Source organism: Delftia sp. SD018 (assembly GCF_017355445.1).
GTDB lineage: Bacteria > Pseudomonadota > Gammaproteobacteria > Burkholderiales > Burkholderiaceae_C > Comamonas > Comamonas acidovorans.
Genome location: NZ_JADDRN010000021.1, coordinates 14,376 through 37,695, shown reverse-complemented (window position 1 = coordinate 37,695; position 23,320 = coordinate 14,376). Strand labels below are relative to the sequence as shown.

The 23,320-nt window shown below is 67.2% G+C and carries 24 protein-coding genes; 11 read left to right on the top strand and 13 right to left on the bottom strand.

The genetic code is table 11. The features are described 5' to 3' along the window. Positions 1-2: 2 nt before the first annotated feature. Positions 3-302, top strand: coding sequence for a flagellar protein FliT (locus tag INR38_RS20020; protein ID WP_012202553.1), 300 nt, complete (start codon positions 3-5; stop codon positions 300-302). A gap of 144 nt (positions 303-446) precedes the next feature. Here INR38_RS20020 and INR38_RS20015 read toward each other — a convergent pair whose 3' ends face one another. The 12 genes from INR38_RS20015 to flgB form a co-directional block, all read right to left on the bottom strand. Continuing rightward, entirely contained in the window at positions 447-1,739 is a 1,293-nt protein-coding gene (locus INR38_RS20015) for an HDOD domain-containing protein (protein ID WP_207443545.1), read from the bottom strand. A 21-nt stretch (positions 1,740-1,760) separates the two neighbouring features. Next, on the bottom strand, positions 1,761-2,960 hold the full coding sequence (flgL, locus tag INR38_RS20010; RefSeq protein WP_071953705.1) for a flagellar hook-associated protein FlgL: 1,200 nt from the start codon (positions 2,958-2,960) through the stop codon (positions 1,761-1,763). A 23-nt stretch (positions 2,961-2,983) separates the two neighbouring features. Beyond that, the gene (flgK, locus tag INR38_RS20005) at positions 2,984-4,948 is read right to left on the bottom strand and encodes a flagellar hook-associated protein FlgK (protein ID WP_063327632.1); all 1,965 of its coding nucleotides are present in this window, start codon (positions 4,946-4,948) and stop codon (positions 2,984-2,986) included. Between the two features lie 14 nt (positions 4,949-4,962). Further along, positions 4,963-5,925, bottom strand: a complete 963-nt coding sequence (gene flgJ, locus INR38_RS20000) for a flagellar assembly peptidoglycan hydrolase FlgJ (RefSeq protein WP_034398047.1) — start codon at positions 5,923-5,925, stop codon at positions 4,963-4,965. Continuing rightward, positions 5,922-7,070, bottom strand: coding sequence for a flagellar basal body P-ring protein FlgI (locus INR38_RS19995; RefSeq protein ID WP_012202558.1), 1,149 nt, complete (start codon positions 7,068-7,070; stop codon positions 5,922-5,924). The genes flgJ and INR38_RS19995 overlap by 4 nt, the downstream gene beginning before the upstream one ends. Before the next feature lie 20 nt (positions 7,071-7,090). Then, a complete protein-coding gene (locus INR38_RS19990; protein ID WP_207443546.1) occupies positions 7,091-7,798 on the bottom strand; it encodes a flagellar basal body L-ring protein FlgH in 708 nt (235 codons plus the stop codon). 175 nt (positions 7,799-7,973) lie between these two features. Next, positions 7,974-8,756, bottom strand: coding sequence for a flagellar basal-body rod protein FlgG (gene flgG / locus INR38_RS19985; protein ID WP_013800362.1), 783 nt, complete (start codon positions 8,754-8,756; stop codon positions 7,974-7,976). Between the two features lie 177 nt (positions 8,757-8,933). After that, positions 8,934-9,674, bottom strand: a complete 741-nt coding sequence (locus tag INR38_RS19980) for a flagellar basal body rod protein FlgF (protein ID WP_013800363.1) — start codon at positions 9,672-9,674, stop codon at positions 8,934-8,936. 29 nt (positions 9,675-9,703) lie between these two features. Next, positions 9,704-10,975, bottom strand: a complete 1,272-nt coding sequence (gene flgE, locus INR38_RS19975) for a flagellar hook protein FlgE (RefSeq protein ID WP_013800364.1) — start codon at positions 10,973-10,975, stop codon at positions 9,704-9,706. A gap of 40 nt (positions 10,976-11,015) precedes the next feature. Beyond that, positions 11,016-11,678: a flagellar hook capping FlgD N-terminal domain-containing protein gene (locus INR38_RS19970; RefSeq protein ID WP_012202563.1), complete on the bottom strand. Its 663-nt coding sequence runs from the start codon at positions 11,676-11,678 to the stop codon at positions 11,016-11,018. Positions 11,679-11,712: 34 nt separating this feature from the next. Continuing rightward, positions 11,713-12,117: a flagellar basal body rod protein FlgC gene (flgC, locus tag INR38_RS19965; protein ID WP_012202564.1), complete on the bottom strand. Its 405-nt coding sequence runs from the start codon at positions 12,115-12,117 to the stop codon at positions 11,713-11,715. A 30-nt stretch (positions 12,118-12,147) separates the two neighbouring features. Then, positions 12,148-12,561, bottom strand: coding sequence for a flagellar basal body rod protein FlgB (gene flgB, locus INR38_RS19960; RefSeq protein ID WP_013800365.1), 414 nt, complete (start codon positions 12,559-12,561; stop codon positions 12,148-12,150). A gap of 234 nt (positions 12,562-12,795) precedes the next feature. On the opposite strand from flgB, the gene flgA reads away from it, so the two are divergent. The 3 genes from flgA (at position 12,796) to INR38_RS19945 (ending at position 14,407) form a co-directional block, all read left to right on the top strand. Continuing rightward, positions 12,796-13,560, top strand: a complete 765-nt coding sequence (gene flgA, locus INR38_RS19955) for a flagellar basal body P-ring formation chaperone FlgA (protein WP_013800366.1) — start codon at positions 12,796-12,798, stop codon at positions 13,558-13,560. Positions 13,561-13,638: 78 nt separating this feature from the next. Continuing rightward, positions 13,639-13,959: a flagellar biosynthesis anti-sigma factor FlgM gene (flgM, locus tag INR38_RS19950; protein ID WP_012202567.1), complete on the top strand. Its 321-nt coding sequence runs from the start codon at positions 13,639-13,641 to the stop codon at positions 13,957-13,959. A 76-nt stretch (positions 13,960-14,035) separates the two neighbouring features. After that, positions 14,036-14,407 (top strand): hypothetical protein, encoded by a 372-nt coding sequence (locus INR38_RS19945; RefSeq protein ID WP_207443547.1) that lies wholly within the window; start codon positions 14,036-14,038, stop codon positions 14,405-14,407. Positions 14,408-14,865: 458 nt separating this feature from the next. On the opposite strand, the gene fliE is transcribed toward INR38_RS19945, so the two are convergent. Then, entirely contained in the window at positions 14,866-15,183 is a 318-nt protein-coding gene (fliE, locus tag INR38_RS19940; protein ID WP_013800367.1) for a flagellar hook-basal body complex protein FliE, read from the bottom strand. 177 nt (positions 15,184-15,360) lie between these two features. Between fliE and fliF the strand changes: the two genes are divergently transcribed. The 7 genes from fliF to INR38_RS19905 all read left to right on the top strand — a co-directional run bounded on the left by fliF (position 15,361) and on the right by INR38_RS19905 (position 23,303). Next, complete coding sequence (gene fliF / locus INR38_RS19935; RefSeq protein ID WP_207443548.1) at positions 15,361-17,070, top strand: flagellar basal-body MS-ring/collar protein FliF; 1,710 nt, start codon at positions 15,361-15,363, stop codon at positions 17,068-17,070. 27 nt (positions 17,071-17,097) lie between these two features. Next, complete coding sequence (gene fliG, locus INR38_RS19930; RefSeq protein WP_012202571.1) at positions 17,098-18,093, top strand: flagellar motor switch protein FliG; 996 nt, start codon at positions 17,098-17,100, stop codon at positions 18,091-18,093. After that, positions 18,086-18,997, top strand: a complete 912-nt coding sequence (locus tag INR38_RS19925; RefSeq protein WP_123695308.1) for a FliH/SctL family protein — start codon at positions 18,086-18,088, stop codon at positions 18,995-18,997. Before fliG ends, INR38_RS19925 begins: the two co-directional genes overlap by 8 nt. Continuing rightward, the gene (fliI, locus tag INR38_RS19920; RefSeq protein WP_099732396.1) at positions 18,987-20,429 is read left to right on the top strand and encodes a flagellar protein export ATPase FliI; all 1,443 of its coding nucleotides are present in this window, start codon (positions 18,987-18,989) and stop codon (positions 20,427-20,429) included. The genes INR38_RS19925 and fliI overlap by 11 nt, the downstream gene beginning before the upstream one ends. Positions 20,430-20,494: 65 nt before the next feature. Next, a complete protein-coding gene (fliJ, locus tag INR38_RS19915; protein WP_012202574.1) occupies positions 20,495-20,959 on the top strand; it encodes a flagellar export protein FliJ in 465 nt (154 codons plus the stop codon). A 3-nt stretch (positions 20,960-20,962) separates the two neighbouring features. Further along, on the top strand, positions 20,963-22,474 hold the full coding sequence (locus INR38_RS19910; RefSeq protein ID WP_207443549.1) for a flagellar hook-length control protein FliK: 1,512 nt from the start codon (positions 20,963-20,965) through the stop codon (positions 22,472-22,474). A 253-nt stretch (positions 22,475-22,727) separates the two neighbouring features. After that, positions 22,728-23,303: a flagellar basal body-associated FliL family protein gene (locus INR38_RS19905; RefSeq protein WP_012202576.1), complete on the top strand. Its 576-nt coding sequence runs from the start codon at positions 22,728-22,730 to the stop codon at positions 23,301-23,303. The last annotated feature ends 17 nt before the right edge of the window (positions 23,304-23,320 follow it).

Sequence of the window (23,320 nt, the reverse complement as noted above, 5' to 3'; positions counted from 1 at the left end):
AAATGGAGCTGACATTGATTGACTTTTACCGTGCCATAGAAGACAGCAGCGCCAAGATGCTGCAGGCCGCACAGAACAAGGATTGGGAGGGGGTGACGCGCTACGAGGGCACCTGTGCCGTGCTGATCGAGCAGCTGCGGCTCAAGTCGCATGACGAGCCGCTGGCGCCCGATCAGCGCAAGGAGAAGGCCCGCATCATGCAGCGCATCCTGCGCAACGATGCCCAGATCCGCACGCTGGCCGAGCCCTGGCTGGCGCAGTTCGAGCACATGTTCGACGGCCAGCCCCACGCCATGCATTGAGCAGGGCAGATCGGCAGGAGCTGCATCCGCAGCCTTCCTGCCGGACACAAAAAAAACCGCCTGATGTTCAGGCGGTTTTTTTATGGGCGGAATCTGCGGATGCCAGCGGCGGCTGAGGCTTCCCACCCGGCCGCTGTGGACTGATCAGGCCGCAGGCGCAGGCTGCACCTGCAGTTCGCTGAGCATGCGCAGCAGGATGCGGTTCACGTCCTCGATCTCGAAGGCGTGTTCTTCGCGCAGCTGGCGAATCGGTGCGGGATCGTCTGACTCCAGCGCAATGGCCATGAGCAGGGCCGGCGCGTAGGGGCCGGTGCGCGTCACTGCGGCGTCGAAGACGCGCTCGGATACGGGAATGCGGCGCAGCGCGGTGGGCAGGGGCTCGCCCAGCAGCTGGTCCAGCTGCGAGAGCAGGCCCAGCAGATAGACCTCGCGCTGCAGGTCGTGGCTGATGCCGGCCTCGATCAGTCGCTCGGTCAGGCTGGCGCGCAGCCGGATGGCGGTGCGCACGGGCACCAGGCTGGGCTCGGTGCAGGCGTGGGGCAGCTGGTCGGACAGCCAGCGCTGCAGCGTGCCGTATCCCAGCATCACCAGGCCGCGGCGCAGAGAGTCCACATTGCCCCGCAGGCCCAGGGCTGCGGAGTTGGTGTAGAGCATGAAGCGATAGGCCAGGATGGGGTCCTCGCCCAGGATCTGCTCGAAGGCCTCGATCGATTGCTCGGCATCGACGGCGCGCATCAGTGCGAGCACGGTGTCGCGGCTGGGCAGGGCGGCGTGATGGCGCTGGGCATGCAGCGTATCGGCCACGGGCCAGCCGGCGATGGCGCCCGCATGGAAGCTGTCCAGGCACAGATCGGTCAGGGCCAGGCTGTCCAGCCCCTCGTACATCTGGCCGCCCAGCAGTTGCAGGGGCGGCAGGGTGGGTGTGGGCCTGGAGGCCTGCTTCAGGGCCTGGAGCTTGGTCGGTGCCTGGGCTGCCTGGGCGGCCTGTTGCAGCGCAAGCGCTGTCTGGTTTTGCATGCCCGAAGCGCCTTCGGGCGGCAGGTGCAGCAGGCTGCTGGCAAACCAGTGGGCGGCCTGGGCGTCGGGCACATCGGACAGCGGCCCGCGCCACACCAGCATCAGGCCGCGCGCATGCGCCTGGCGCACCAGGTCGTAGATGGCGGAGTCCTGCAGCCAGTCGCCGCGCACCTCGATCCAGGGGCTGCCCTTGGAGGCGTTTTCCAGCAGGTCGCACAGCACCTGGCGCGACTGGGGCGACAGCAGTACCGGCGGCGACTGCGTGCCCCAGGTTTCGCGCAGTATGCGCAGCAGGTGGGCCACGTCGGCCTGGACGCCGGGTTCCTCGTGAAGATAAAGCTGCACGCCCGCCAGACGGCGGGCCTGGTTCCAGAGCGGCCTATAGCCGAGGGTCAGAGAGCTCAGGACGGACTGGACCATGGATGCATGCGCGGGTGGCTATCAGTTGATGAAGTTGAACAGTGACAGTTTCTGGATCGAGGCATAGGACTGCAAGGCAGCCTGCATGCCCACCTTCTGCATGTCCACATCGGAGAGGGCCTTGATCATATCGATGTCTTCGGCCCGCGAACGCGCTGCTTCCTGCTGGTCCGCCTGGTTCTTCATGTCGTCTTCAAGGCGGTCGGCGCGGTTGAGCTGGTCGCCGGCGAAGCTGCGCATGGCCTGGACACGGCTCATGCCGGCATCGAGTTCATTGAGGCCGCGGCCCAGCGCCTGCTGCATGGCGCCGGCATCGGTGGCGCCGTTCTTCACGCCCGCGATCACGTTGTCCAGCACGCTGAACAGGTCGGTGCGCTGGCTGGGGCCCAGCGTGAAGCTGTCGCCCGTGGCCAGGTTGCCCGAAATCTTCATCGACATGCCGCCCACGGTGATGCTGTCGCCGGCCGTGTAGGGAACGGCCGCACCGGTCGTGCCACCGGAGGTGACGGTGTAGCTCAGGGCGCCCGTCGTGGCGTCCTTGGTGAAATTCAGGGTGTAGCTGGCGCCCGTGATGGCGCTGGGGTCCGACACCGTGCCCAGGTCGGCATAGGCCGAGCTGCCCGTGGGCGACTGGCGCGACACGGCGAAGACGCCGTTGCCCGTGGGCACGTTCATCCAGGTCGCAAAGCCGTCCAGCGCCAGCGGCAGGCCGTTCTCGCTGCCCGTGGCCTGGCCTGGCTGCAACTGGGAGTTGGCGCCGGGGGTGTTGTTGACAAGAGGATCTTCCTTGCTGCCCAGCCCGCGGAAGATGGGCAGGCCGTTGGAGTCCTTGGCATTGGCGTAGCTCAGCACCTGGTTGCGCAGGCTCTCGAGCTGCTGCACCAGCGCATCGCGCGCCTTCTGGTCATAGGAGCCATTGCCGGATTGCAGGATCAGGTCGCGGAAGTCCTTGAGCGCGTCCTGGGCCGTGCCCAGCTTGGATTCGCCCTGGGCCATCACATCGCGCTGCAGGCCCAGCACGCGCTGGTCGTTTTCCGAGCGGGAGATGCGCGTGAGTGCGCGTTCGGCCTGTGCGGCGGCCACGGGGTCGTCGCTGGCGCGCACCACGCGCTTGCCGGAGGTGGTCTTTTCCATCAGGTCCACCAGACTCGTGTTGCGCGAGTTCAGGTTGTTGATGGTGCTTTCGTACATGTTGGCCGTGCCAATGCGGGAGATGCTCATGGTGGAATGCTCCTGTCCTGTGATCAGCGGCCTACGGTCTGCAGAACGCTGTCGAAAATGCTTTGCGCGACCTGCAGCATCTTGGCCGAGGCCTGGTAGGACTGCTGGTACTGCAGCAGCTTGGCGGCCTCTTCGTCGAGGTTCACGCCCGAGACGGCCGTGCGGTCCGCCTCCAGGTTCTTGGCAATGGTCTCGGACAGCTTGGCCGCGTACTGCGCGCTCTGCGTGCGCGTTCCGACCTGGGCCATGGCGGTGGAAAAGCCGTCGCTCAGCGTGGTCGAGCCATCGAAGAGCTTGCTGTCGCGCAGGGCCAGGAAGGAGCTGGCATTGCCCGCATCGCGCTGATAGGCGGTGCCGTACTGTGGGTCGGTGGCCTTGCCCAGCGTGACCTTGTCGCTGGTGGTTCCGTTGATGGCGGGCGTGCCGGTGATCTTGACCTGCAGGCCCGGTGCCAGCTGGATCGGCTGGCCGGAGGTGTAAAGGCCGGTTGCGGGAATGCCGCCTGCGGGTGCCGGGGTGATGGTGTATTCCAGCTGCCCGGTGGCGTTCTTGCTGAACGACACCTCGGCGCCGGCAAAGCCTGCCAGGTTGAAGCCGGCACTGACCTGGATGCCGCCCATTTGCAGGGTCGCATCGCCCAGAGACTTGATGCTGGCCGCCACGGGGTTGGCCACGGCCAGGTCGTTGGGCGAGTGCACGGCGGCCTGGATGTCGTGGGCGCCCGCCGCCATGGGGCGGAACAGCACGGTGTTGCCCGACACGCCTTCGGCCTTGAGGTCGAAGCGCAGGCCGTCGATCTCCTTGGAGCTCAGGTCGGTCATGTCGGTGAAGTCCGTGACCTTGCCGTCCGACAGGCGGATGACCTTGCCTGCTGGTGCCGTGCTGCCGAAGACGATCTGGTAGTCGGATGCCTTGAGCTGGCTGGAGTCGACCACCGTGGTCGTCGGCGTGGTGGCGCCTGTCCACTGCGCGCCCGTGGTCGAGCCGTTGCTGACCATGGACAGCTTGAACAGATTGCTGCCGCTTTGTCCCGACAGCGTCAAACCCAGGTTGTTTTGCTCGTTCAGCGAGTCGCCAATGGCCAGGGCCATGCGGCCCAGCAGGTTGCGGCCCTCGGTCAGGTCGCTTCCCTGGAACTGCAGCAGGCCGGCGATCTCGCCGCCACCCAGCATGGAGGGCGTCAGTTCCACGTTCTGGCCGCCGGGCTGCTGGAAGTACAGGGCCATCTTGCCGCTGCCCGGGAACTCGGTGGCTTCCTTGAGCGTGAGCTGTGCGGAATTGGGTCCCAGCACCAGCGGCTGGCTGCCGCCCACGAACAGGCTGATGCTGCCGTCGTCCGCAGGGATCTGGCTGGTCTGCACGTATTTGTTGATGTTGCGCACCAGCTGGTCGCGCTGGTCCAGCAGGTCGTTGGGCGTCTGGCCCGAGGCGATGGAGCGGCTGATCTGCGCATTGAGCGTGGCCACCTGGCCGGCCAGGCTGTTGACCACGGTCACATCGTTGCCCATCTGCTGCTTGGCGCTGTAGTCCAGCTCGTCCAGCTGGGCCGATGCCGAGCGAAAGCGCGCCGCCAGCTCGTTCATGCGCGTGAGCACCACCTGGCGCGCCGACGGGTCGGTGGGCGCACCGGCCACGTCGCCGAACGAATTCATCATGTCGGTGATCGCCGCGCCCAGGCCGGTCTTGCCGCCGCCGAACACTTCCTGCATCTGCGCCAGCGAGGTGGCACGTGCCGAGTCGGCAGCCGACACGGCGCTGGCCGTGGCTGCCTGGCGGTTGAGCAGGTCATTGAAGTTGCGCAGGATGGTGTTCACATCCACGCCATTGCCGATGTAGCCGCTGCCCATGTTCTGGCCCGGCGAGGTCTGGAAGGCCACGCTCTGGCGCGAATATCCGGCCGTGTTGACGTTGGCGATGTTGTGGCCTGTGGTCTGCAGGGCGATCTGGTTCGCCATCAGGGCGCGGGACCCGACGTTCAAAAGGCTCATGACGTGTTCTCTGGTTAGGCTTGGGCACGTGCCGCGCTCTGCACGGCGCTCTGGATGGCGCGGCTGAGCTTGCTGGCGTATTCGGGATCGGTGGCGTAGCCGGCTTTCTGCAGCTCGGTCGCATAGGCCAGGGCGGAGTCGGTCTTTCCCATGGCTTTCTCGTAGCGCGGATTGCTGGTGATCAGGCGCGCGTAGTCGCGGAAGGACTCCTCGTAGGAGTCGTAGGCGCGGAACTTGGCCGTGACCTTGCGCGCCACGCCGTCGATGTATTCGGTGGTCGTGACCTCGGCGACCTTGCCCGTCCAGCCCTTGCCGGCCTTGATGCCGAACAGGTTGTGGGCATTGCTGCCATTGGCATTCTTGATTTCGCTCTTGCCCCAGCCGGTCTCGTGTCCGGCCTGGCCCAGCATGAAGGCGGCCGGAATGCCGCTTTCCTGCGCCACGCGTGCAGCGGCGTCGCCATGGTGGGCGACGAAGTTGTCACGGCCCTTGGGCGCGGGCGCGTAGGCGTTGACGGACTGGGCCGCGCTGCTGCGGCTGCCGCTCCAGGCAGCTGTGGTGCCATTGGCGCTGCCGGCCGTGCTGCGCCAGGCGATGCGGCTCATGCTCAGTGTGGAGGGCACGGAGATCTCTGCATCCTCGGCGGCTTCCGAGCCCATGGTGCGGGCCAGCTGTCGCGTGATGGCATCCGACAGGCCGCCGGGCTGGCCCGACATGGCCACCGACAGCTGCTGGTCCAGCATGTCGGTGCTGAGGTTGCCCTGTGCGCTGTCGAGCAGGCCGGACTTCATGGTGGCCTCGCGCATGCTCTTGATCATCTCGCGCATGAACAGCGATTCCAGCTGCTTGGCGGTTTCCTTCGCGGCCTGCGGACTGTTCTCGCCGGCCGCGAATTTGAGTGCGTTGAGGGACCGGGCGTCGGCCGCCAGCGCATTGCTGGCCGCAGTCTGCGATCCGTTGGGAAGTGCGATGCTCATATCACCTCCAGTTCGGCGTTGAGGGCGCCTGCTGCCTTGATGGCCTGCAAGATGGCCAGCAGGTCCTGGGGCGTGGCGCCCAGCGTGTTGAGTGCGCGCACCACGTCGGTCAGTTGCGGGGAGCCGGGCATGTTGATGATGTTGCCGGGCTCCTGCTTGATCTGGATGTCGGACTTCTGGGCCACCACGGTCTGGCCCTGCGAGAAGGCGCCGGGCTGGCTGATCACCGGCGTGGTGCTGATGGTGATGGCCAGGTTGCCATGCGCGATGGCGCAGGGGCCCAGGGTCACGGCCTGGTTGAGCACGATGGAGCCCGTGCGTGCATTGATCACGACCTTGGCCGAGGGCTTGGAGGTCTCGATCGGCATCTCCTGGATCTCGGCGATCATGCGCACGCGCGATCCCGGGTCCTGGGGCGCGGACACGCGCACGGTGCGCCCGTCCAGCGCCTGTGCCACGCCCTGGCCCATGCGCTGGTTGATGGCGCGCACCACCTTGTCGGCGGTCTGGAAATCGGTGGCGTTCAGGCCCAGCGTGATGCTGTCGCCTTCATTGATCGGGGTGGGTACGGCGCGCTCGACCTGGGCGCCCTGCGGCACGCGGCCTGCGCTCAGGTGGTTGATCTGTACCTTGGAGCCGCCGGCCGAGGCGCCGGCGCCGCCGACCACGAGGTTGCCCTGGGCCAGCGCATAGATCTCGCCATCGGCGCCGCGCAGCGGCGTGGCCACCAGGGTGCCGCCCTTGAGCGACTTGGCATTGCCCACGGAGGAGACCACCACGTCGATGGCCTGGCCCGGCTGGGCAAAGGCCGGCAGTTCGGCGGTGACGATCACGGCCGCCACGTTCTTGAGCTGCAGCTGGCCCGAATTGCCTGTGGCGGGCAGCGAGATGCCCATCTGCTCCAGGTAATTGGCCAGGGCCTGCTTGGTGTAGGGCATCTGGGTGGTCTGGTCGCCCGTGCCGTCGAGGCCGACCACCAGACCGTAGCCGGTCAACTGGTTGCTGCGCACGCCCTGGATGGCAGCGACCTCTTTGATGCGTGTTGCATGCGCCGGCAGGGTCAGCATGCTGGCGCCGAGGGCGGCTGCAACCCAGAAGGGGCGCTGCGCTTGGCGCAATGTCAGGAGCATGGACAGTACTTTCATGCTGTCCATTCTCCGGAGAATCAGAACGGCATAACGTTCAAAAAGAACCGGGACAACCAGCCAATTGACTGCGCTTCCCCGGCCTGTCCGCGGCTGCGCGATTCCACGCGCACATTGGCCACCTGGGTCGATGCGACCAGGCTGCCGGGCTGCATCGTGCGCGGGTCCACCGTGCCCGTGAAGCGCAGCACATCCACGTTGTGGTTCACGCCGATCTGCTTTTCTCCGGCGATCACCAGATGGCCGTTTGGCAGCACATCGACCACCGTCGTGCTGATGGCGCCCGTGAACGTGTTGTCGCTCGACGTCGAGCCCGAGCCCGTGTAGTCGTTGTTGTTGTTGAAACCGATGTTCGAGCGGTCCTTGAGATTGGCCAGCGCATTGCCCGAGAACAGCGGCAGCGCGGAAATCCCCGCCGTGGTCTTGTTGGAGCGCTTCAGGCCCGAATCCGACTTCTGGCTGGCCGTCACGCGCTCCACGATCTGCACCGTCACCATGTCCCCCACCAGGCGCGCGCGCCGGTTCTCGAAACCGGGACGGTAGCTGGCGGCATTGAACAGGCTGCCCGTAGGGCTGCCCGCCACGGGCGCGGCCGGCATCAGCACCGGAGGCGCAGTGGACGGCATGTCCACCGGCGGCGGGTCATTGAGTGTCGTGCAGCCCGACAGGACTGCCGCCAGCGCCAGGCACGTGCTCGTCGCGGAAAGGGAGAAGGTTCGTTGGGTCATGGCGATGTTCCCGGGTTCAATGGTTCATGGCTGCGCATGCAGACCCCACCCTCGAGAACTGGCATGTCCCAGCCCAGGGACACCGAGGAAGGGCCGCCCCGCACCGAGGGTGTCGTCCCCCTCCCGCGCAGCGAGAGAGGGGGAAGCGGCGAAGCCGCTCAGGGGGAGAGATCGATTACAGCTGCGCCAGCTTGGCCAGCATCTGGTCCGAAGTCGTGATGGCCTTGGAATTCATTTCATAGGCGCGCTGGGTCTGGATCATGGTCACCAGCTCCTGCACCACGTTCACGTTCGAGCCTTCCAGGTAGCCCTGCTTGATCATGCCCATGCCGTTGACGCCGGGCTGGCCCTGCTGGGGCTGGCCCGAGGAAGCGGTCTCGGTGAACAGGTTCTGGCCACGCGGCTCCAGGCCGGCCGGATTGATGAACTGGCTCATGGCGATATTGCCCACCTGCTGGGGCGCAGCCTGGCCGGCCATGGTCACGCTGACCACGCCCTCGGGGCTGATCGACACCTTGGTCGCGCCCTGGGGAATGGTCACGCCGTTGGCGATGGGCATGCCGCTGGCAGTCACCAGCTGGCCCTGCGCATCGACCTGGAAGGAGCCGTCACGGGTATAGGCCGTGGTGCCGTCGGGCATGTTGACCTGGAAGAAGCCGTTGCCGTCGATGGCCACGTCCAGCGCATTGTTGGACTGCTGCAGGGCGCCCTGCAGGAAATTGCGCGAGGTGGCCACCGTGCGCACACCCAGGCCCAGGTGCAGGCCCGTGGGCAACTGGTTCTGCTCGGTCGTCTGCGAGCCGGACTGGCGCAGGTTCTGGTAGATCAGATCCTCGAACACCGCGCTGGCGCGCTTGTAGCCCGTGGTCGAGACGTTGGCCAGGTTATGGGAAATCACGTCCAGCTGGGTCTGCTGGGCTTCCATGCCGGTCTTGGAGATGAACAGTGAATTGATCATGGCGTTTTCCTTCAGTTTTCCGTGGCGACTTGCGCCGTCTCAGCGTTTGAATCCTTGGCACATCGCGCGGGACTGGCACGATCCAGGCCAGGGACGCCTAGCAAGGGCCGCCCTGCAGCGAGGGCGTCGTCCCCCTTCCAGGGGGAAGCGGCGCAGCCGCTCAGGGGGTGATCTGTCTCAGCCGTTCATGCTCAAGAGTTGGCTGGCCGTCTTGTCATTGGTTTCTGCCGTCTGCAGCAGGCGCATCTGGGTCTCGAACTGGCGGGCGGCGGCAATCATGCCGACCATGGTCTCCACCGAGTTCACGTTCGAGCCTTCGATGGCGCCGGACAGCAGGCGTGCGTTCTCGTCGTTGGGCAGCGGATCGCCGTCGCCCGTGCGGAACAGGCCGTCATTGCCGCGCACCAGCGCGGCGTCCTCGGGCGGCGTGGCCAGCTTGACGCGGCCCACGGCCACGGGCAGCTGGTTGCCGGTCTTGGCGGTCAGCGTGCCGTCCGAGCCCAGCGTGATCGTGGATTCGGGGGGAATGTCGATGGGGCCGCCGCCGTCGGACAGCACGGCCTGGCCGTTGCTGTTGACCAGCTGGCCCTCGGGGGAGACCTCGAACACGCCGTTGCGTGTGTAGGCCTCCTGGCCATCCAGGCCCTGGACGGCGAACCAGGCGCGGCCCATGGCCATGGCGTCCAGTGCGCGGCCCGTGCGCTGGGTGGGTCCGGGCGTGTCCACGTAGCCGGAGGTCGCCTCCAGCGCGAACACGCGCGTGCCCGCGCCGCTGCCCTGCAGGGGCACAGAGCGGAAGGTGGACATTTCGGCCCGGAAGCCGTTGGTGCCGGCATTGGCCAGGTTGTGGGCCAGCACGGACTGACGCTGCGCCGCTGCGTTGGCGCCCGTCATGGAGGTGTAGATGATGCGGTCCATGCCGGCTCTCCTGACTCAGTTCTTGGCTATCAGCGCAGGTTCACCAGGGTCGAGAAGACCTGGTCCTGGGTCTTGATGGTCTGGGCATTGGCCTGGTAGGCGCGCTGCGCGGTCATCATGTTCACCAGCTCGGCGGTCAGGTCCACGTTGGAGTCTTCCAGCGCGCCCGAGCGCAGCGAGCCGAAGGTGCCCGACTCGGCCGTGCCGTTCAGGGCCGGGCCCGAATCCGAGGTCTCCACCCACTTGTTGTCGCCCACGGCGCCCAGGCCCTGGGTGTTGGTGAAGGCGGCCAGGGCCAGCTGGCCCTCGGTGCGCGTCACGCCGTTGGAGTAGGTGGCCACGATGGAGCCATCGTTGCCGACATTGATGCCGGTGAGCGCGCCTGCGGTGTAGCCGTCCTGCTTGAGGCTGCTGACCGCGAACTTGGAGCCGAACTGCGAGACGTTGGAGAAGTCCAGCGTCACGCCCGCCGTGCCGTTGATGGTGCCGGGCGTGGGCGCGTTGGGGTTGCTGCTCTTGATCTGCGCCGTCACGGGGCTGCCGCTGGTGATCTTGCCGGAGGCATCGAACACCAGGGTGGTCAGCAGGGTGGCGACCTTCGGGGGCGATGCCGTCGGATCGTCCAGGCCGTCGTAGACCTTCCAGGTGTTGGCGGCCGTGTCCTTCTCGAAGTACATCTGCACCGGCGTGGGCACGCCCTGGCTGTCATAGACGTTGATCGAGGTGCCATAGGTGGCGCGCGGCGTGGCGGGCACGGGCGGCGTGGCGGTGGAGTTGCCGGCTGCGGGCGTGGCGCGCGCATCGAGGTTCAGCGACACGTCGATCTTGGTCGTGGTCTTGGCAGCGATCGGCTGGCCCGAAGGAAAGACCATGGGCACGGGCTGGCCGCCGGCCAGCACCTTGCCCGTGGTGGCGTCCACGGGGTAGCCCATGACGTTGTCGCCCTGCACGGTCTTGAGGTTGCCCTGCTTGTCCAGGCCGAAGTTGCCGGCGCGCGTATAGGCCGTGCTGCCGTCGGGCTGGCGCACGACGAAGAAGCCGTTGCCGTTGATGGCCACGTCCAGGTTGTTGCCCGTGGTGGTGATCGGGCCCTGGCGGAACTGCTGGGTCACGGCGGCCACATTGACGCCGATGCCGCTGTTCTGGCCGCTGGCCGAACCCACGGCGCTGGCCACGGCCTCGGCGAACTCGGCGCGCGAGGACTTGAAGCCCGTGGTGTTGGCGTTGGCGATGTTGTGGCCGATCACGTCCAGGTTCTTGCTGGCGGCGTTCAGACCCGAGAGGCCTTGTTGGAATCCCATGGTGTGCTCCTGCGATGTATTTGGGTGGATGGTGCGGGGGTCAGTACACGGCCTTGACGGAGGCGTAGGCGACGTTGGTGCCGTCGTCCAGCTCCAGCGTCAGCTTGCCGTCGGTGGTGCCTGTGGCGAGCACCGCATGGGGCGACAGCGTGGTCGAGGCCACGACCGTGTCGGCATTCGTGGCCTGCACCGTGTAGCGCAGCTGGCTGGCGTCGCCCGTGTACTTGCTGCCGTCCCAGGTGAAGTAGTTGCGGCCAGCGGTGCCGCTGCCCAGCTCGACGGTGTCCACCAGCTCGCCGCTGGCGGTGGTGATCTGCACCTTCACGTCGGCGGCCGGGCCTTCGAGGTCGAAGGCAGCCGTATAGGACTTTTCCTTGCCCACGCCCAGGGTGTTGCCTTCGGTCAGCACGGTGCGGCCGATCATCTGCGTGCCCTGCAGCACCTGCATGGCGGTGAACTGGCCGGCCATGCTTTCCATGGTCTTGTTCAGCTGCTGGATGCCGGTGACGGTGTTGATCTGCGCCATCTGCGAGGTCATCTGCGCGTTGTCCATGGGATTCATGGGATCCTGGTTGTTCAACTGCGCGACCAGCAGCTTCAGGAAACGGTCCTGCGCCGCCGCGGGGTCGGTGGTCGAATTGCTCGTGGCGGACTTGTTGTTGATGTCGGCCGTGCTGGCGACGCTGCCTGCGCCATAGATCATGGGAGTGGCTCCTGGAAAGTGGTGCGGACGGGGCTCACTGGCCCATCTGCAGGGTTTTGAGCAGCAGCGACTTGGTCGTGTTCATGACCTCGACGTTGTTCTGGTAGGAGCGCGAGGCCGAGATCATGTTGACCATCTCGTCCACGGCGCTGACGTTGGAGTGCGTCACATAGCCTTCGGCATCGGCCAGCGGGTGCTGGGGGTCGTGGATGCGGCGGCCGGGCGTGTTGTCCTGGCTGATGGCGCTGACGCGCACGCCAGAGGAGCCTTCCTCGCCCATGGCCACGGTCTGGAAGACCACCTGGCGCGCCTGGTAGGCCTTGCCGTCGGGGCCGGCCACGGCATCGACGTTGGCCAGATTCGAGGCCACGACGTTCAGGCGCTGCGATTGGGCGCTGACGGCACTGCCGGAGATGCTGAAGATGGAGAACATGGACATGGGAAAGCTCCTGTGGTCTGTGGCGCCGGCTTACTGGCCCTGGATGGCCGACAGCATGGTCTTGGCCTGGCCGTTCAGAAAGCGCAGCGTGGCTTCGTAGCGCACGGCGTTGTCGACGAAGTTGGCGCGTTCGCGGTCCAGGTCCACGGTGTTGTTGTCCATGTTGGTCTGGGCCTGCACCGAGTAGCCGAGATGGCTTTGCGCGCTCTGCCCCGAGGCGGCGGCAGGCAGGGGAATGTGTCCGCCCTGGCTGACGCTGGCCAGCGTCATGGGCGAGGGGCCGGAGGTAACGGCCGTCAGCGCCTCGCGAAAATTGAAGTCGCGCGCCACATAGCCCGGGGTGTCGGCATTGGCGATGTTGCTGGCGATTGCACGCTGGCGCTCGGCGCGCAGCACCAGCGCCTTGCTCTGGAAGTCCAGTCGTTCAGTCATCTTGTCGAGCATGTCGGCCTCGCCCTCTGGGATTTGCGGTGATCGGTTGACGAAATGGCGGCAGCCCACGGACTGCGGCATGCGTCGATTATGGAAATCGGGCCCGAACGCTAAAGCGCGAAGAAAGCGCGTTTGCCTGCGCAGTTCGGCGCTTCGGAAAAGAGCGCTCGCCCTATATTTGCTGGCATCGCTCCAGGTGTACCACCCATCCTGACGGGAGGCCGGAGCAAGTCAGGAGCCACAGCCATGCCGAACTTCAGCACCGCCCATTCGCCATCCGCCGTCCGAGCCCTCGCTCGCGCCGCCGCATGCGCTGCGCTTGCCGCTGGAGCGTCGCTGGCAGGCCCTGCCTTCGCGCAAAACGCTCCTGACGGTGCAGCCCAGCTCAGCCAGATCGGCCAGCGCTTTGCCGACGAGGCCCTGCAGCAAGGCATGGCCGGCGCGGGCGCCTTGCCCCTGCGCATGGAAGTGCAGATGGGCCAGCTCGATCCCCGCCTGCGCCTGGCCGCCTGCGCCAAGGTCGAACCCTATTTGCCCGCAGGCTCGCGCCTGTGGGGCCGTACCCGCCTGGGTCTGCGCTGCCTGCAGGGCGCCGTGGCCTGGAATGTGTTCCTGCCCATCACGGTCAAGGCCTGGGGGCCGGCCTGGGTGCTGCAAAACGGTGTGCCTTCGGGCCGCCCGCTGTCAGCCGACGATGCCGTCCAGGCCGAAGTGGACTGGGCCGAGGAATCGGCCGCCGTCTACGCCAACCAGCAGGACTGGGTGGGCCTGGTGGCCTCCCGCCCGCTGGCCGCAGGCCAGGCGCTGCGCCAGAACATGCTGCGCACGCCGGCCCTGTTCGCGGTGGGTGCCGAAGTGCGCGTTCTGGTCAACGGTGGTGGTTTTTCCGTCACATCGTCGGGCAAGGCCATGTCGGCCGCCGGCGAAGGCCAGACCGTGCGGGTTCGCATGGATAATGGCCGGCTCATCTCCGGGGTGGTGAATCCCGAGGGCGTGGTGCTGGTCCAGTAAAAAAACCTCAAGTTTTGTTCCAGGCAGTCGAAAGCTAGGCACAGCGCCTCACGCCGCCAGGGCGATTGGAGAATCAAGATGAAGATAGGTCAAAAACCGGAACTGCCCGCCGCTGCCTCCCAGGCCGCCGCCAAGCAGCCCAAGACAGCCAGCACCATTGCCACCGAGGAATCCTCCGCCCAGGCCCAGCCTGCCAAGGCGGCCGGTGTTCCCGTGTCGTTCTCGACCTCGGCCCGCGCACTGGACCAATCTGGTCGCGCCACGGCCGATTTCGATGCCAACCGCGTCAAGGAAATCCGCGAAGCCATTGCCAACGGCACCTTCCGCGTGAACGCCGACGCCGTGGCCGACAAGCTGCTGGCCAACTCCGAAGAATTCCTCTCGCACTCGCGCGTCTGAGCGCGGGTTCGGTTCTTTCTCGGTTTTTTCCTTCCGGCGCGAGCACGCGCTTTCTTTTTTCAGCAAGGCCTGTCCCATGACTCTCAGCGAGATGCTCGATTCCCTGGACGCGGTGGTCCGGATGGTGTCCGCCTCGCTGCAATCGAAGGATGCAGTCGCGCTGGAGCAGTCCAGCACCCGGCTGCGCGATGCCATGGCGGCGTTCTCCGAACTGGCCCGGCGCTTCAGCGCGGCCGACTGGACGCAGGAGCTGCGCGAACGCGCCCAGTCGCTGGGCGAGCAGATGGCCATGCAGCGCGACCAGCTGGCACGCATGGCCGTGGTGGCCCAGAGCCAGGCGGCGGCGCTGATTCCCCAGACTTCGGACCAGGCCACGTATGGACGCGACCTGTATGGACATCCCCATGCCGGACCGGGCAAGGCGCGCATCTACCACTCGGCCAGCTGAAGCCGCGTCCCTTTTCTCTCTCTCTCTCTCTCTCTCTTCTCTCTCCTCTTTCTTCCCGCTGCCCAACCCTCCGGCATCCGTGCCCGAGGGTTTTGTCTTTTCCGGGCTGGGATTCGGTTGAATGAGTCTGCGCAGCGGGCGCAGGCACGGCTGGAGCTTGGGCGTATCCATCCATGCGCGGGATGAGGCTGCGCTTGGTCAAAGAGGTGGAGGCGGGGGAATGCTGGATGGCCGTGCGCAGGAAGGGCGGCCAGGAATGAGGGACGGCCAGAGGCCAGATCCGGGGAAAACGAAGCAAGGACCCTGAAGACGGCAAGATCCGAAATGCGCGGAAATGACGCTGCCGTGCAATGGCAAGCGCAATGCAAGCGCAATGGCGCGCGCAAATCCCGTTCGGTCTGCGGTTTGCGGTCTGCGATCTGAGGAGGCAAAGAGGGTCCGGCCAGGGCCGGACGTCCTCACACCTGCATGTTCATCACGTCGGTATAGGCCTGCACGAGCCGGTTGCGCACCTGCATCGTGGCCTGGAAGCCGATCTGCGCCTTTTGCATGGCGATCATGGTTTCCTCGAGGCTGACGGCCGGGTTCTCCAACTGCACCTCACGCTGCAGCTGGCTGGAGTTGTTCTGGGCTGAACTGACGGACTGCAGCGCGCCTTGAAGGGCCTGGCTGAAGCCGCCAGCCGCCACTTTGGTCGATGCGTCGCCTGCGCCCACGCCTTTGGGGAGCTGGGTGCCGTACAGGGGAGAGGTGGTACTGGGGATGCGAAGGTCCATGACACATTCCATCGGAGTTAGCAAGATGACGAGATCGTAGGGCGGCAGGGTTTTCGCATCGCGGCAAATAGACGGCCAAACGGCGCGCTTATCGGGCGAATGTGAAGCGGCGGACTTCGAATAATCGACAGCACGCTAGGGTCCTGTGTGTGCAGGGCTCGAACACCTGGAACCAAGATGTCTGCTGTCGCTGAAATCCCTGTCCCTCAAGCCACTCCCGTGCCCCAGCCTGCCTTGCAGCAGCGCTGGACGGCCATGGACCGTGGCGCGCGCCTGCGTTGGGGCGCGATCGCCGTGCTGCTGGTCGTCGCCCTGGGTGCGGCGGCCATGTTCTACCGTCAGCCGGACTACAAGGTGCTGTTCTCCAACCTGAGCGACAAGGATGGCGGCGCCATCGTCGCCCAGCTGTCGCAGATGAACGTGCCTTACCGCTACACGGAAGGCGGCGGTGCCATCCTCATCCCGTCCGACCGCGTGCACGATGTGCGCCTGAAGCTGGCCACCCAGGGCCTGCCCAAGGGTTCGGTGACGGGTTTCGAGCTGATGGAGAACAGCAAGTTCGGCATCACCCAGTTCCAGGAACGCCTTAATTTCCAGCGCGGCCTTGAAGGCGAGCTGACGCGCTCCATCCAGGCCCTGGCCGCCGTGCAAAGCGCACGCGTGCACCTGGCCCTGCCCAATCAGAACGGCTTTTTCCGCGAGCAGCAAAAGCCCTCGGCCTCGGTGCTGCTGAGCCTGTACCCGGGCCGTGTGCTGGACCGCACGCAGATCGCGGGCATCGTGCACCTGGTGGCCTCCAGCGTGCCCGAGATGGCGCCCACGGCCGTGAGCATCCTGGACGACTCGGGCAAGCTGCTGTCGCAGTCGCCCGACGGCAACGCCAACGCCGTGGACATGCAGCAGCTGAACTACACCCAGCAGATCGAGCAGCAGTACGTGCGCCGCATCCTGGAGATCCTGGAGCCCGTGGTCGGCAAGAACAATGTGAAGGCGCAGGTCTCGGCCGAGATGGATTTCAGCCAGACCGAATCGACTTCGGAGCAGCACCGCCCCAACCAGTCCTCCGACGCGGGCGTGGTGCGCAGCCAGCAGGTGGTGGAGAGCACGGGCGAGCAAAAGCCGCCCCAGCCCACGGGCATTCCCGGCGCCACCAGCAACCAGCCGCCCCAGAACGCTTCCGCGCCCGTCAACGGCGCCAATCCCGCGCCCCAGGCGGCCGACGGCCAGAACGCCGCCCGCGCTGCCAGCAAGCGCGAGTCCATCACCAATTACGAAGTGGACAAGACCGTGCGCCACACACGCGGCAGCACGGGCAGCATCAAGCGCCTGACGGCCGCCGTGGTCATCAATGCGCCCCTGGTGGCTGCCCCTGCGCCGGCCGCTGCCGGTGCGGCCGGTGCGGCAACCGATGCAGCCACCGTCGCTGCCGCCGCACGCGGCCTGACGGCGGCGCAGCAGGCGCAACTGCTGACCCTGGTGCGCGAGACCGTGGGCTACAGCGCCGAGCGCGGCGACTCGGTCAACCTGGTCAGCACGCCCTTTGTGCAGGACGAAGTGCCCGCCGATGTGCCGCTGTGGCGCCAGCCCGAAGTGCTGGCCATGGCCCGCAGCCTGGGCGTGCCCATCGGCCTGGCCCTGTTCGGCGCCATCTTGCTGCTGGGCCTGGTGCGACCCATGCTCAAGGGCCGCAAGACGGTGGCCGTGGGCGGACAGCTCAATGCCATCGAAGGCGAGCAGCTGGACCGTCCGGCGCTGGCTGCACCCGCTGTCGATCTTTCGCCCACGCAGGAGCAAGTGCGCCTGGAGCAGGCGCGCCAACTGGCCAAGCAGAACCCGATCGCGGTGGCCAACATCGTCAAGACCTGGATCAACGGCGAGGCCACCTGAGCCTCTCAAAACACGGATTGCTGAGATATGGACGAACGAGGCCTGAACGACGCCGCCATCTTGCTGGTCTCCCTGGGCGAGGAGGAAGCGGCCGAGGTGTTCAAGCACCTCACCCCGAAGGAAGTGCAAAAGCTCGGCGAGACCATTGCGCACATGCGCGGTGTCTCGCGCGAGAAGGTGGACTTCGTCATCAACCGCTTTGCCGATGACGCGGCCGCGCAAAGCCTGCTGGTGGACGACGCCAGCGGCTATGTGCGCTCGGTGCTCAAGCGCGCCCTGGGCGACGACAAGGCGGCGCTGCTGATCGACCGCATCCTGCAGGGCGGCGATGTCTCCGGCATCGAAAGCCTCAAGTGGATGGACCCGCTGTCCGTGGCCGAACTGCTGCGCGGCGAGCATCCGCAGATCGTGGCCGCCATCCTCGTGCACCTGGAGCACGAGCAGGCCGCTGCCGTGCTGATGCAGCTGCCCGAGCGTTTCCGCAGCGAAGTCATGCTGCGCGTGGCCACGCTGGAAGGCATTCAGCCGACCGCGCTCAAGGACCTCAACGAGGTGCTGTTCCAGGTGCTGGCCGGCGGCGACAAGATCCGCAAGACCTCGCTGGGCGGCGTCAAGACGGCGGCCGAGATGATCAACAACCTCGGCGGCAATGCCGACGTGGCCGTGCTGGACACCATCCGCAACTACGACCCGGACCTGGCCCAGAAGATCATGGACAAGATGTTCGTGTTCGACGACCTGGTCAAGCTGGACGACCGCTCGGTGCAGCTGGTGCTGCGCGAGGTGGTGTCCGAGACGCTGATCATCGCGCTCAAGGGCGGCTCGATGGAAGTGCGCGACAAGATTCTGGCCAACATGTCCATGCGCGCCGCCGAGTCGCTGCGCGAGGACCTGGAAGGCCGCGGCCCGATGCGCCTGTCCGAAGTGGAAGCGCAGCAAAAGGAAATCCTGAAGGTGGTGCGTCGCCTGGCCGAAGAAGGCCAGATCACCATCGGCAGCGGTGCGGAAGACAGCTATGTCTAACGGCATGAACTCGCGCTTCATCCCTTCCGAGGAGATCGACGAGCGCCAGGTGGTGCAGTGGCGCTTCGGCGCCGTGGACCACATGGGCGGCCTGAAAAGCCTGCCCAGCCTCGCGGGCCTGCCGGACATCCAGGGTGCGCCCGCCGCATCCGGTGCCCAGGCTGGGCATGGCGGCGCGGGCATGGCGCGCGCGCCTGCCTCCTCGTCGGGCTTTCACAGCCTGTCGCTGCCCGGCCGCTCCGATGCGCCCCGGCTGGAGGCCGACTCCATGGTGCTGGATGTCGAAGCCGACACGCCGGGCGCCCCGGCCTCCACCGCCCCCGCAGTGGATGAGGAACAACTGCATGCCCTGCTGGAACAGGCACGCGCCGAAGGCCATGCCGAGGGCCTGGAGCAGGGCCGCCAGGAAGCCCAGCAGCAGTGGCAGCAACACATGGATGACTATGTCTCCGGCACGGGCCGCGAGACGGCGCAGCGCGTGGACGCGCTGCTGTCCGGCCTGGATGCCGGCTTCAAGCAGCTGCAGACGGATGCAGCGCAGGAACTGCTCAACCTGGCCTGCGACATTGCGCGCCAGGTGGTCCGCCAGGAGCTGCGCAGCCAGCCCCAGGCCCTGTTGCCCGTGGTGCGCGAGGCGCTGGACATGCTGGCCGCCGACGGTCGCGCCGCCACCGTGCGCCTGAACCCCGCCGACTTCGCCGTGCTGGACGAGGCGCTGCGCGCCGAGCATGGCGCCCAGTCCAAGGTGCAGTGGATCAGTGACGCCTCCGTCGCCCAGGGCGATGTGCGCGTGGAATCGGGTGGCGCCCAGGTCGATGCCGGCATGGACAAGCGCTGGCGCCGCGCCGTGGCCGCGCTGGGCCTGGTCTCCACCTGGTATGACGGAGAACGCGATGCCGGTTGACGCCCCGCTGGCCGACGCGGCCAAACTGACCCCCGAGCCTGCCGCCAGGCCCTGGCAGCAACTGCTGTCCAATGCCCGCGCCCGCCTGCAGGGCGACATTCCCCTGGAAACCCACGGCACGCTCACGCGCCTGACCGGCCTGGTGCTGGAGGCCACGGGCCTGCAGGTGCCCGTGGGCTCGCAGTGCTGGATACGCCAGCAGGGCCAGGACCCGGTGCTGGCCGAGGTCGTCGGCTTTGCCGGCGAGCGTGCGTTTCTCATGCCTGCGGGCGACATCCAGGGCCTGTCCAGCGGCGCCATCGTGACGCCGGCCGAACCCTTTGTCGCACCGCTGCGCTTTGGCGACGGTGTCGAGCCGCCCGTGTCCCTGGCGGCCGGCGTGCTGCGCCTGCCCATTGGCAGCGGCCTGCTGGGCCGTGTCGTGGATTCGCAGGGCCAGCCCCTGGACCATGGCGGCCCGCTGGCCGACGTGAGCGCCGATCTGCTGGATCGCAACCCCATCAACGCCATGGACCGCGACCCGGTGCGCGAGACGCTGGACACCGGCGTGCGCTCGCTCAACGCCCTGCTCACCGTGGGCCGGGGCCAGCGTCTGGGCCTGTTCGCGGGCTCGGGCGTGGGCAAGTCCGTGCTGCTGGGCATGATGGCGCGCTACACCCAGGCGGACGTGATCGTGGTCGGCCTGATCGGCGAACGCGGCCGCGAGGTCAAGGAATTCGTCGAGGACATCCTCGGTGCGCAGGACCGCAGCCGCGCCGTGGTCGTCGCCGCCCCGGCCGATGCGCCGCCGCTGCTGCGCATGCAGGGCGCCGCCTATGCCACGGCCATTGCCGAGCATTTCCGCGACAAGGGCCAGCATGTGCTGCTGCTCATGGACTCGCTCACCCGCTATGCCATGGCCCAGCGCGAGATCGCCCTGGCCATTGGCGAGCCACCGGCCACCAAGGGCTATCCGCCGTCGTGCTTTGCCAAGCTGCCGGCCCTGGTCGAGCGCAGCGGCAACGGCCTCAACGGCGTGGGCTCGATCACGGCCTTCTACACCGTGCTGTCTGAAGGCGATGACCAGCAGGACCCTATTGCCGACGCGGCGCGCGCCATTCTGGACGGCCACGTCGTGCTGTCGCGGGCGCTGGCCGAGTCGGGCCACTATCCGGCCATCGATATCGAGCAATCGGCCTCGCGCGTGATGCACAACGTGGTCTCGCGCGAGCACTTCGAGCTGGCACGGCGCTTTCGCGCTGTCTATTCGCGCTACCAGAAGGGGCGGGACCTGGTCCAGGTCGGCGCCTACATGGCGGGCTCGGACCCGCAGATGGATGAGGCGATACGCCTGCAGCCGGCCATGGCGGCCTTTCTGCAGCAAAGCATGTTCGAGTCGGCTTCCATGGACGAGAGCATCTCGGGCATGGCTGCCGCACTCGGTGGGCCGTGACGCGGCGACGCGGCACTGCCAAAACGCGACCAACGCGATAACGAACACAGGGAGGAAACCCCGGTATGTCGTCCTTGAATGCCTTGATGGTGGCCATCGATGCCGCGTCGCGCAAGCGTGACGAGGCGCGCCAGGCGGTGCAGGAGCGCCTGCGCTCGCAGCAGGCCGCGCAGACGCAAATGGAGCAGCTGCAGCACTATGTGCAGGAAATGCAGACGCGCTGGGGCGCGCAGGAAAACCAGTCCGTGCAGCCCGAGGTCATGTTCCACCAGTACCAGTTCATGGACCGCCTGCAGCACGCCATCGGCCTGCAGACGCGGGTGCTGGCCGACCTGGCGATCCGCCTGGAGGCCGCGCAAAAGGCCTTGATGGCCTGCGAGCTGCGGGTCAGCAGCCTGCGCAAGGTCGTCGAGGTGCGCCGCCGCGATCTGGCGCTGAGCCAGATGCGCCGCGAGCAAAAGGAGACCGATGAACGAGCGGCCATCCAGTTTTTCCGTCGCAGCTTCGGGCTGACATTCCAGGAGGCTTGACGCATGTCCACCAACCAGATCGAACAGCGCGCCGATGCGCGCAGCGCCATGCAGCGCGCCATGGAAGGCGTTCGCTCCGCGCGCGGCACGCAGCCGCCCTCCAACGACCAGGCCGCAGGCTTTTCTTCGTTGCTGGCAGCGATGGACGGCATTGGCGGATTGCCGGCGCTGGCCTCGGGCGCCCTGGGCCAGGCCTTGGGCGAGGACGGCAGTGCCGCTCTTTCCGCGCTGTCCAGCCTCAAGGGCGCAGCCAAGGACGGCCTGAAGGATGCCGCAGACCTGCTGGCCGATCCCGGCCTGGCGCAGAGCCTGCTGCAGCAGCCGCAACTGCCGCTGCAACCGCAGGCGGAGCCGACCGATATGACCACCTCGGCGCAGGCCGATGCCATGGCGCTGGCTGCCAACGGCCAGGCGCCCTGGCTCAGCCTGGTCGGGCAGACCGCCCATCTGGACGGCAAGGGCGACCGCGACATGCTGCAGGGCGTGGCGGGCGACTGGCTGTCCGGCCGGGGCAGCGCCGCCATGATGGCCCTGCGCCAGGAGCAGGGCGCCGTGGCGCACGCGGCCTTCCTGGCACCGCAGTCCGCAGCCGGTGATGCCGCGGGCACGGCGCTGGCCACGGCCAGCGCCAATGCTGCGGCCCTGGCTGCCGCTGCGGACCCCAATGCAGCCGGGGCACTGACCGATGGCGCTGCGCGCAGCACCCAGGCACAGGCCCAGGCCGCCGATGTGCTGGCCGCCGTGCAGTCCGATGCGGCACTGACGGCCGCCGCCGCACGCACGGCAACCACCGCCCAGGCCACGCATGAACACACGCCCCAGGCCCTGGCGGGCGGTGTGCGGCAGGACGTGGCCCTGGCGTCGGGCATTGCGCTCAACGGCATGGCCGCAGTGCGGCCCGAAGAATGGCGCGGCCTGTTCGAGCGAGCCCGTGAAGGCGGCACCGCCTCCACGGAGTCGGCGGCGAACGGACTGCACGGCGTTGCGGCTGCCGTGGGCGCCGCGCATGCCGGCCAATCCCTGGGCCAGCAGGCAGCCGGCCAAAATGGCGCGGCCTTTGCCCAGCCCGACGCCCAGGCCCAGCCGGGCAACTCCACCGAGCGCGAGCAGCAGGTGTCCGAGCAGGTGGCCTTCTGGGTCCACAACAAGAACCAGAACGCCTCGCTGTCCGTGGAGCATGAGGGCCGGGCCATCCAGGTGCAGGTCAGCCTGCAGGGCAACGAGGCCCATGTGCGCTTTGGCGCCAGCGAAGCCCAGGCGCGTGACTGGCTGGGCAATGGTGCCGACCAGCTGCGCGAGCTGCTGCAGGCCCAGGGCCTGCAACTGGCCGGCGTCAGCGTGGATGCGGGCGGCCAGTCCGGCAGCGGCGATTCGGCAAGACAGGGGGCGGACGCCCAGGCGCGCCAGGGCCGCGTGAGCGCCATGGTCGATGCCGCCGGCGTCACGGGCGGCAATGGTGCCGCACAGGCCGGCGGTGGCCGTGCGGCAGCGGGCGGGGTGGATCTGTTCGTCTGATTCTTCCTGCGCTTCTTGCGGGGCGGCGCATGCGCCGTTTCAGGGTTTTCACAACAGGCCGGGTGGCGACAAGCTGCCCGGCCTGTGGCGTTTGAGGGCCATCAAGCCAGCGAGAAACCGGGGTTTCATGCGCTTATTCAGGCCATGGTCCGGGGTCCAATCGCCGAATAATTCCTGCCATGGGCCTGCTGCGTCATGGCGCCGCGCATGAAGCGCGTGCGCGTGGCGGTCCCGCTCACCCAGAGGAATTCCAGTGTCTGCCACACCCAATGCCGCCAACAATGCAGCTCCCGCCCCGGCCAAGGGCAAGAAGCTGATCGTGCTGATCGTCATCATTGCCGTCCTGGCCATAGGCGCAGCCGCTGCCTTCATCCTGCTGTCCAAGCGCCACAGCAGCGGCGATGAGGAAGAGGGCAGCGCCAGCAAGGCGGCCGTGACCGTGCCCACCTTCCTGCCGCTGGACAACCTGGTGGTCAATCTGTCCGATACGGGCGGCGACCGCTTCGTGCAGATCGGCATCACGCTGGAGCTGGCCGACGAGAAGACCGCCACCACGGTCAAGCAATACCTGCCCAGCATCCGCAACGGCATCCTGATGCTGGTGTCCCAGCGCACGGCCGAGGAGCTGCTGGAGCGCGAAGGCAAGGAGCGCCTGGCAGCCGACGTGCTCAACGAAGTCTCGGCCCCGCTGGGCTACGGCAACCAGGCCAAGGCCAAGAAGCGCAGCCGCGACGAGGATGCCGAGGACGAAGACGGCGAGCGCCGCCGCTCCTCCGCTGGCAAGAACCCGGTGCGCCGCGTGCTCTTCTCCAGCTTCATCATCCAGTAACCGGGGAGGCCAGGCGC

What these genes read in the sequence shown, in the direction of transcription:
- INR38_RS19925 (WP_123695308.1), top strand. Translation starts at nt 18,086, where the DNA reads ATGTCTAACGGCATGAACTCGCGCTTCATCCCTTCCGAGGAGATCGAC.
- flgB (WP_013800365.1), bottom strand. Translation starts at nt 12,561, where the DNA reads ATGCTCGACAAGATGACTGAACGACTGGACTTCCAGAGCAAGGCGCTG.
- fliJ (WP_012202574.1), top strand. Translation starts at nt 20,495, where the DNA reads ATGTCGTCCTTGAATGCCTTGATGGTGGCCATCGATGCCGCGTCGCGC.
- INR38_RS20015 (WP_207443545.1), bottom strand. Translation starts at nt 1,739, where the DNA reads ATGGTCCAGTCCGTCCTGAGCTCTCTGACCCTCGGCTATAGGCCGCTC.
- flgE (WP_013800364.1), bottom strand. Translation starts at nt 10,975, where the DNA reads ATGGGATTCCAACAAGGCCTCTCGGGTCTGAACGCCGCCAGCAAGAAC.
- INR38_RS20020 (WP_012202553.1), top strand. Translation starts at nt 3, where the DNA reads ATGGAGCTGACATTGATTGACTTTTACCGTGCCATAGAAGACAGCAGC.
- INR38_RS19995 (WP_012202558.1), bottom strand. Translation starts at nt 7,070, where the DNA reads ATGAAAGTACTGTCCATGCTCCTGACATTGCGCCAAGCGCAGCGCCCC.
- fliE (WP_013800367.1), bottom strand. Translation starts at nt 15,183, where the DNA reads ATGGACCTTCGCATCCCCAGTACCACCTCTCCCCTGTACGGCACCCAG.
- flgL (WP_071953705.1), bottom strand. Translation starts at nt 2,960, where the DNA reads ATGAGCATCTCCCGCATTGGCACGGCCAACATGTACGAAAGCACCATC.
- INR38_RS19970 (WP_012202563.1), bottom strand. Translation starts at nt 11,678, where the DNA reads ATGATCTATGGCGCAGGCAGCGTCGCCAGCACGGCCGACATCAACAAC.
- INR38_RS19980 (WP_013800363.1), bottom strand. Translation starts at nt 9,674, where the DNA reads ATGGACCGCATCATCTACACCTCCATGACGGGCGCCAACGCAGCGGCG.
- flgJ (WP_034398047.1), bottom strand. Translation starts at nt 5,925, where the DNA reads ATGAGCATCGCACTTCCCAACGGATCGCAGACTGCGGCCAGCAATGCG.
- INR38_RS19910 (WP_207443549.1), top strand. Translation starts at nt 20,963, where the DNA reads ATGTCCACCAACCAGATCGAACAGCGCGCCGATGCGCGCAGCGCCATG.
- flgA (WP_013800366.1), top strand. Translation starts at nt 12,796, where the DNA reads ATGCCGAACTTCAGCACCGCCCATTCGCCATCCGCCGTCCGAGCCCTC.
- flgG (WP_013800362.1), bottom strand. Translation starts at nt 8,756, where the DNA reads ATGATCAATTCACTGTTCATCTCCAAGACCGGCATGGAAGCCCAGCAG.
- flgC (WP_012202564.1), bottom strand. Translation starts at nt 12,117, where the DNA reads ATGTCCATGTTCTCCATCTTCAGCATCTCCGGCAGTGCCGTCAGCGCC.
- flgM (WP_012202567.1), top strand. Translation starts at nt 13,639, where the DNA reads ATGAAGATAGGTCAAAAACCGGAACTGCCCGCCGCTGCCTCCCAGGCC.
- fliG (WP_012202571.1), top strand. Translation starts at nt 17,098, where the DNA reads ATGGACGAACGAGGCCTGAACGACGCCGCCATCTTGCTGGTCTCCCTG.
- INR38_RS19990 (WP_207443546.1), bottom strand. Translation starts at nt 7,798, where the DNA reads ATGACCCAACGAACCTTCTCCCTTTCCGCGACGAGCACGTGCCTGGCG.
- INR38_RS19945 (WP_207443547.1), top strand. Translation starts at nt 14,036, where the DNA reads ATGACTCTCAGCGAGATGCTCGATTCCCTGGACGCGGTGGTCCGGATG.
- fliI (WP_099732396.1), top strand. Translation starts at nt 18,987, where the DNA reads ATGCCGGTTGACGCCCCGCTGGCCGACGCGGCCAAACTGACCCCCGAG.
- flgK (WP_063327632.1), bottom strand. Translation starts at nt 4,948, where the DNA reads ATGAGCCTTTTGAACGTCGGGTCCCGCGCCCTGATGGCGAACCAGATC.
- fliF (WP_207443548.1), top strand. Translation starts at nt 15,361, where the DNA reads ATGTCTGCTGTCGCTGAAATCCCTGTCCCTCAAGCCACTCCCGTGCCC.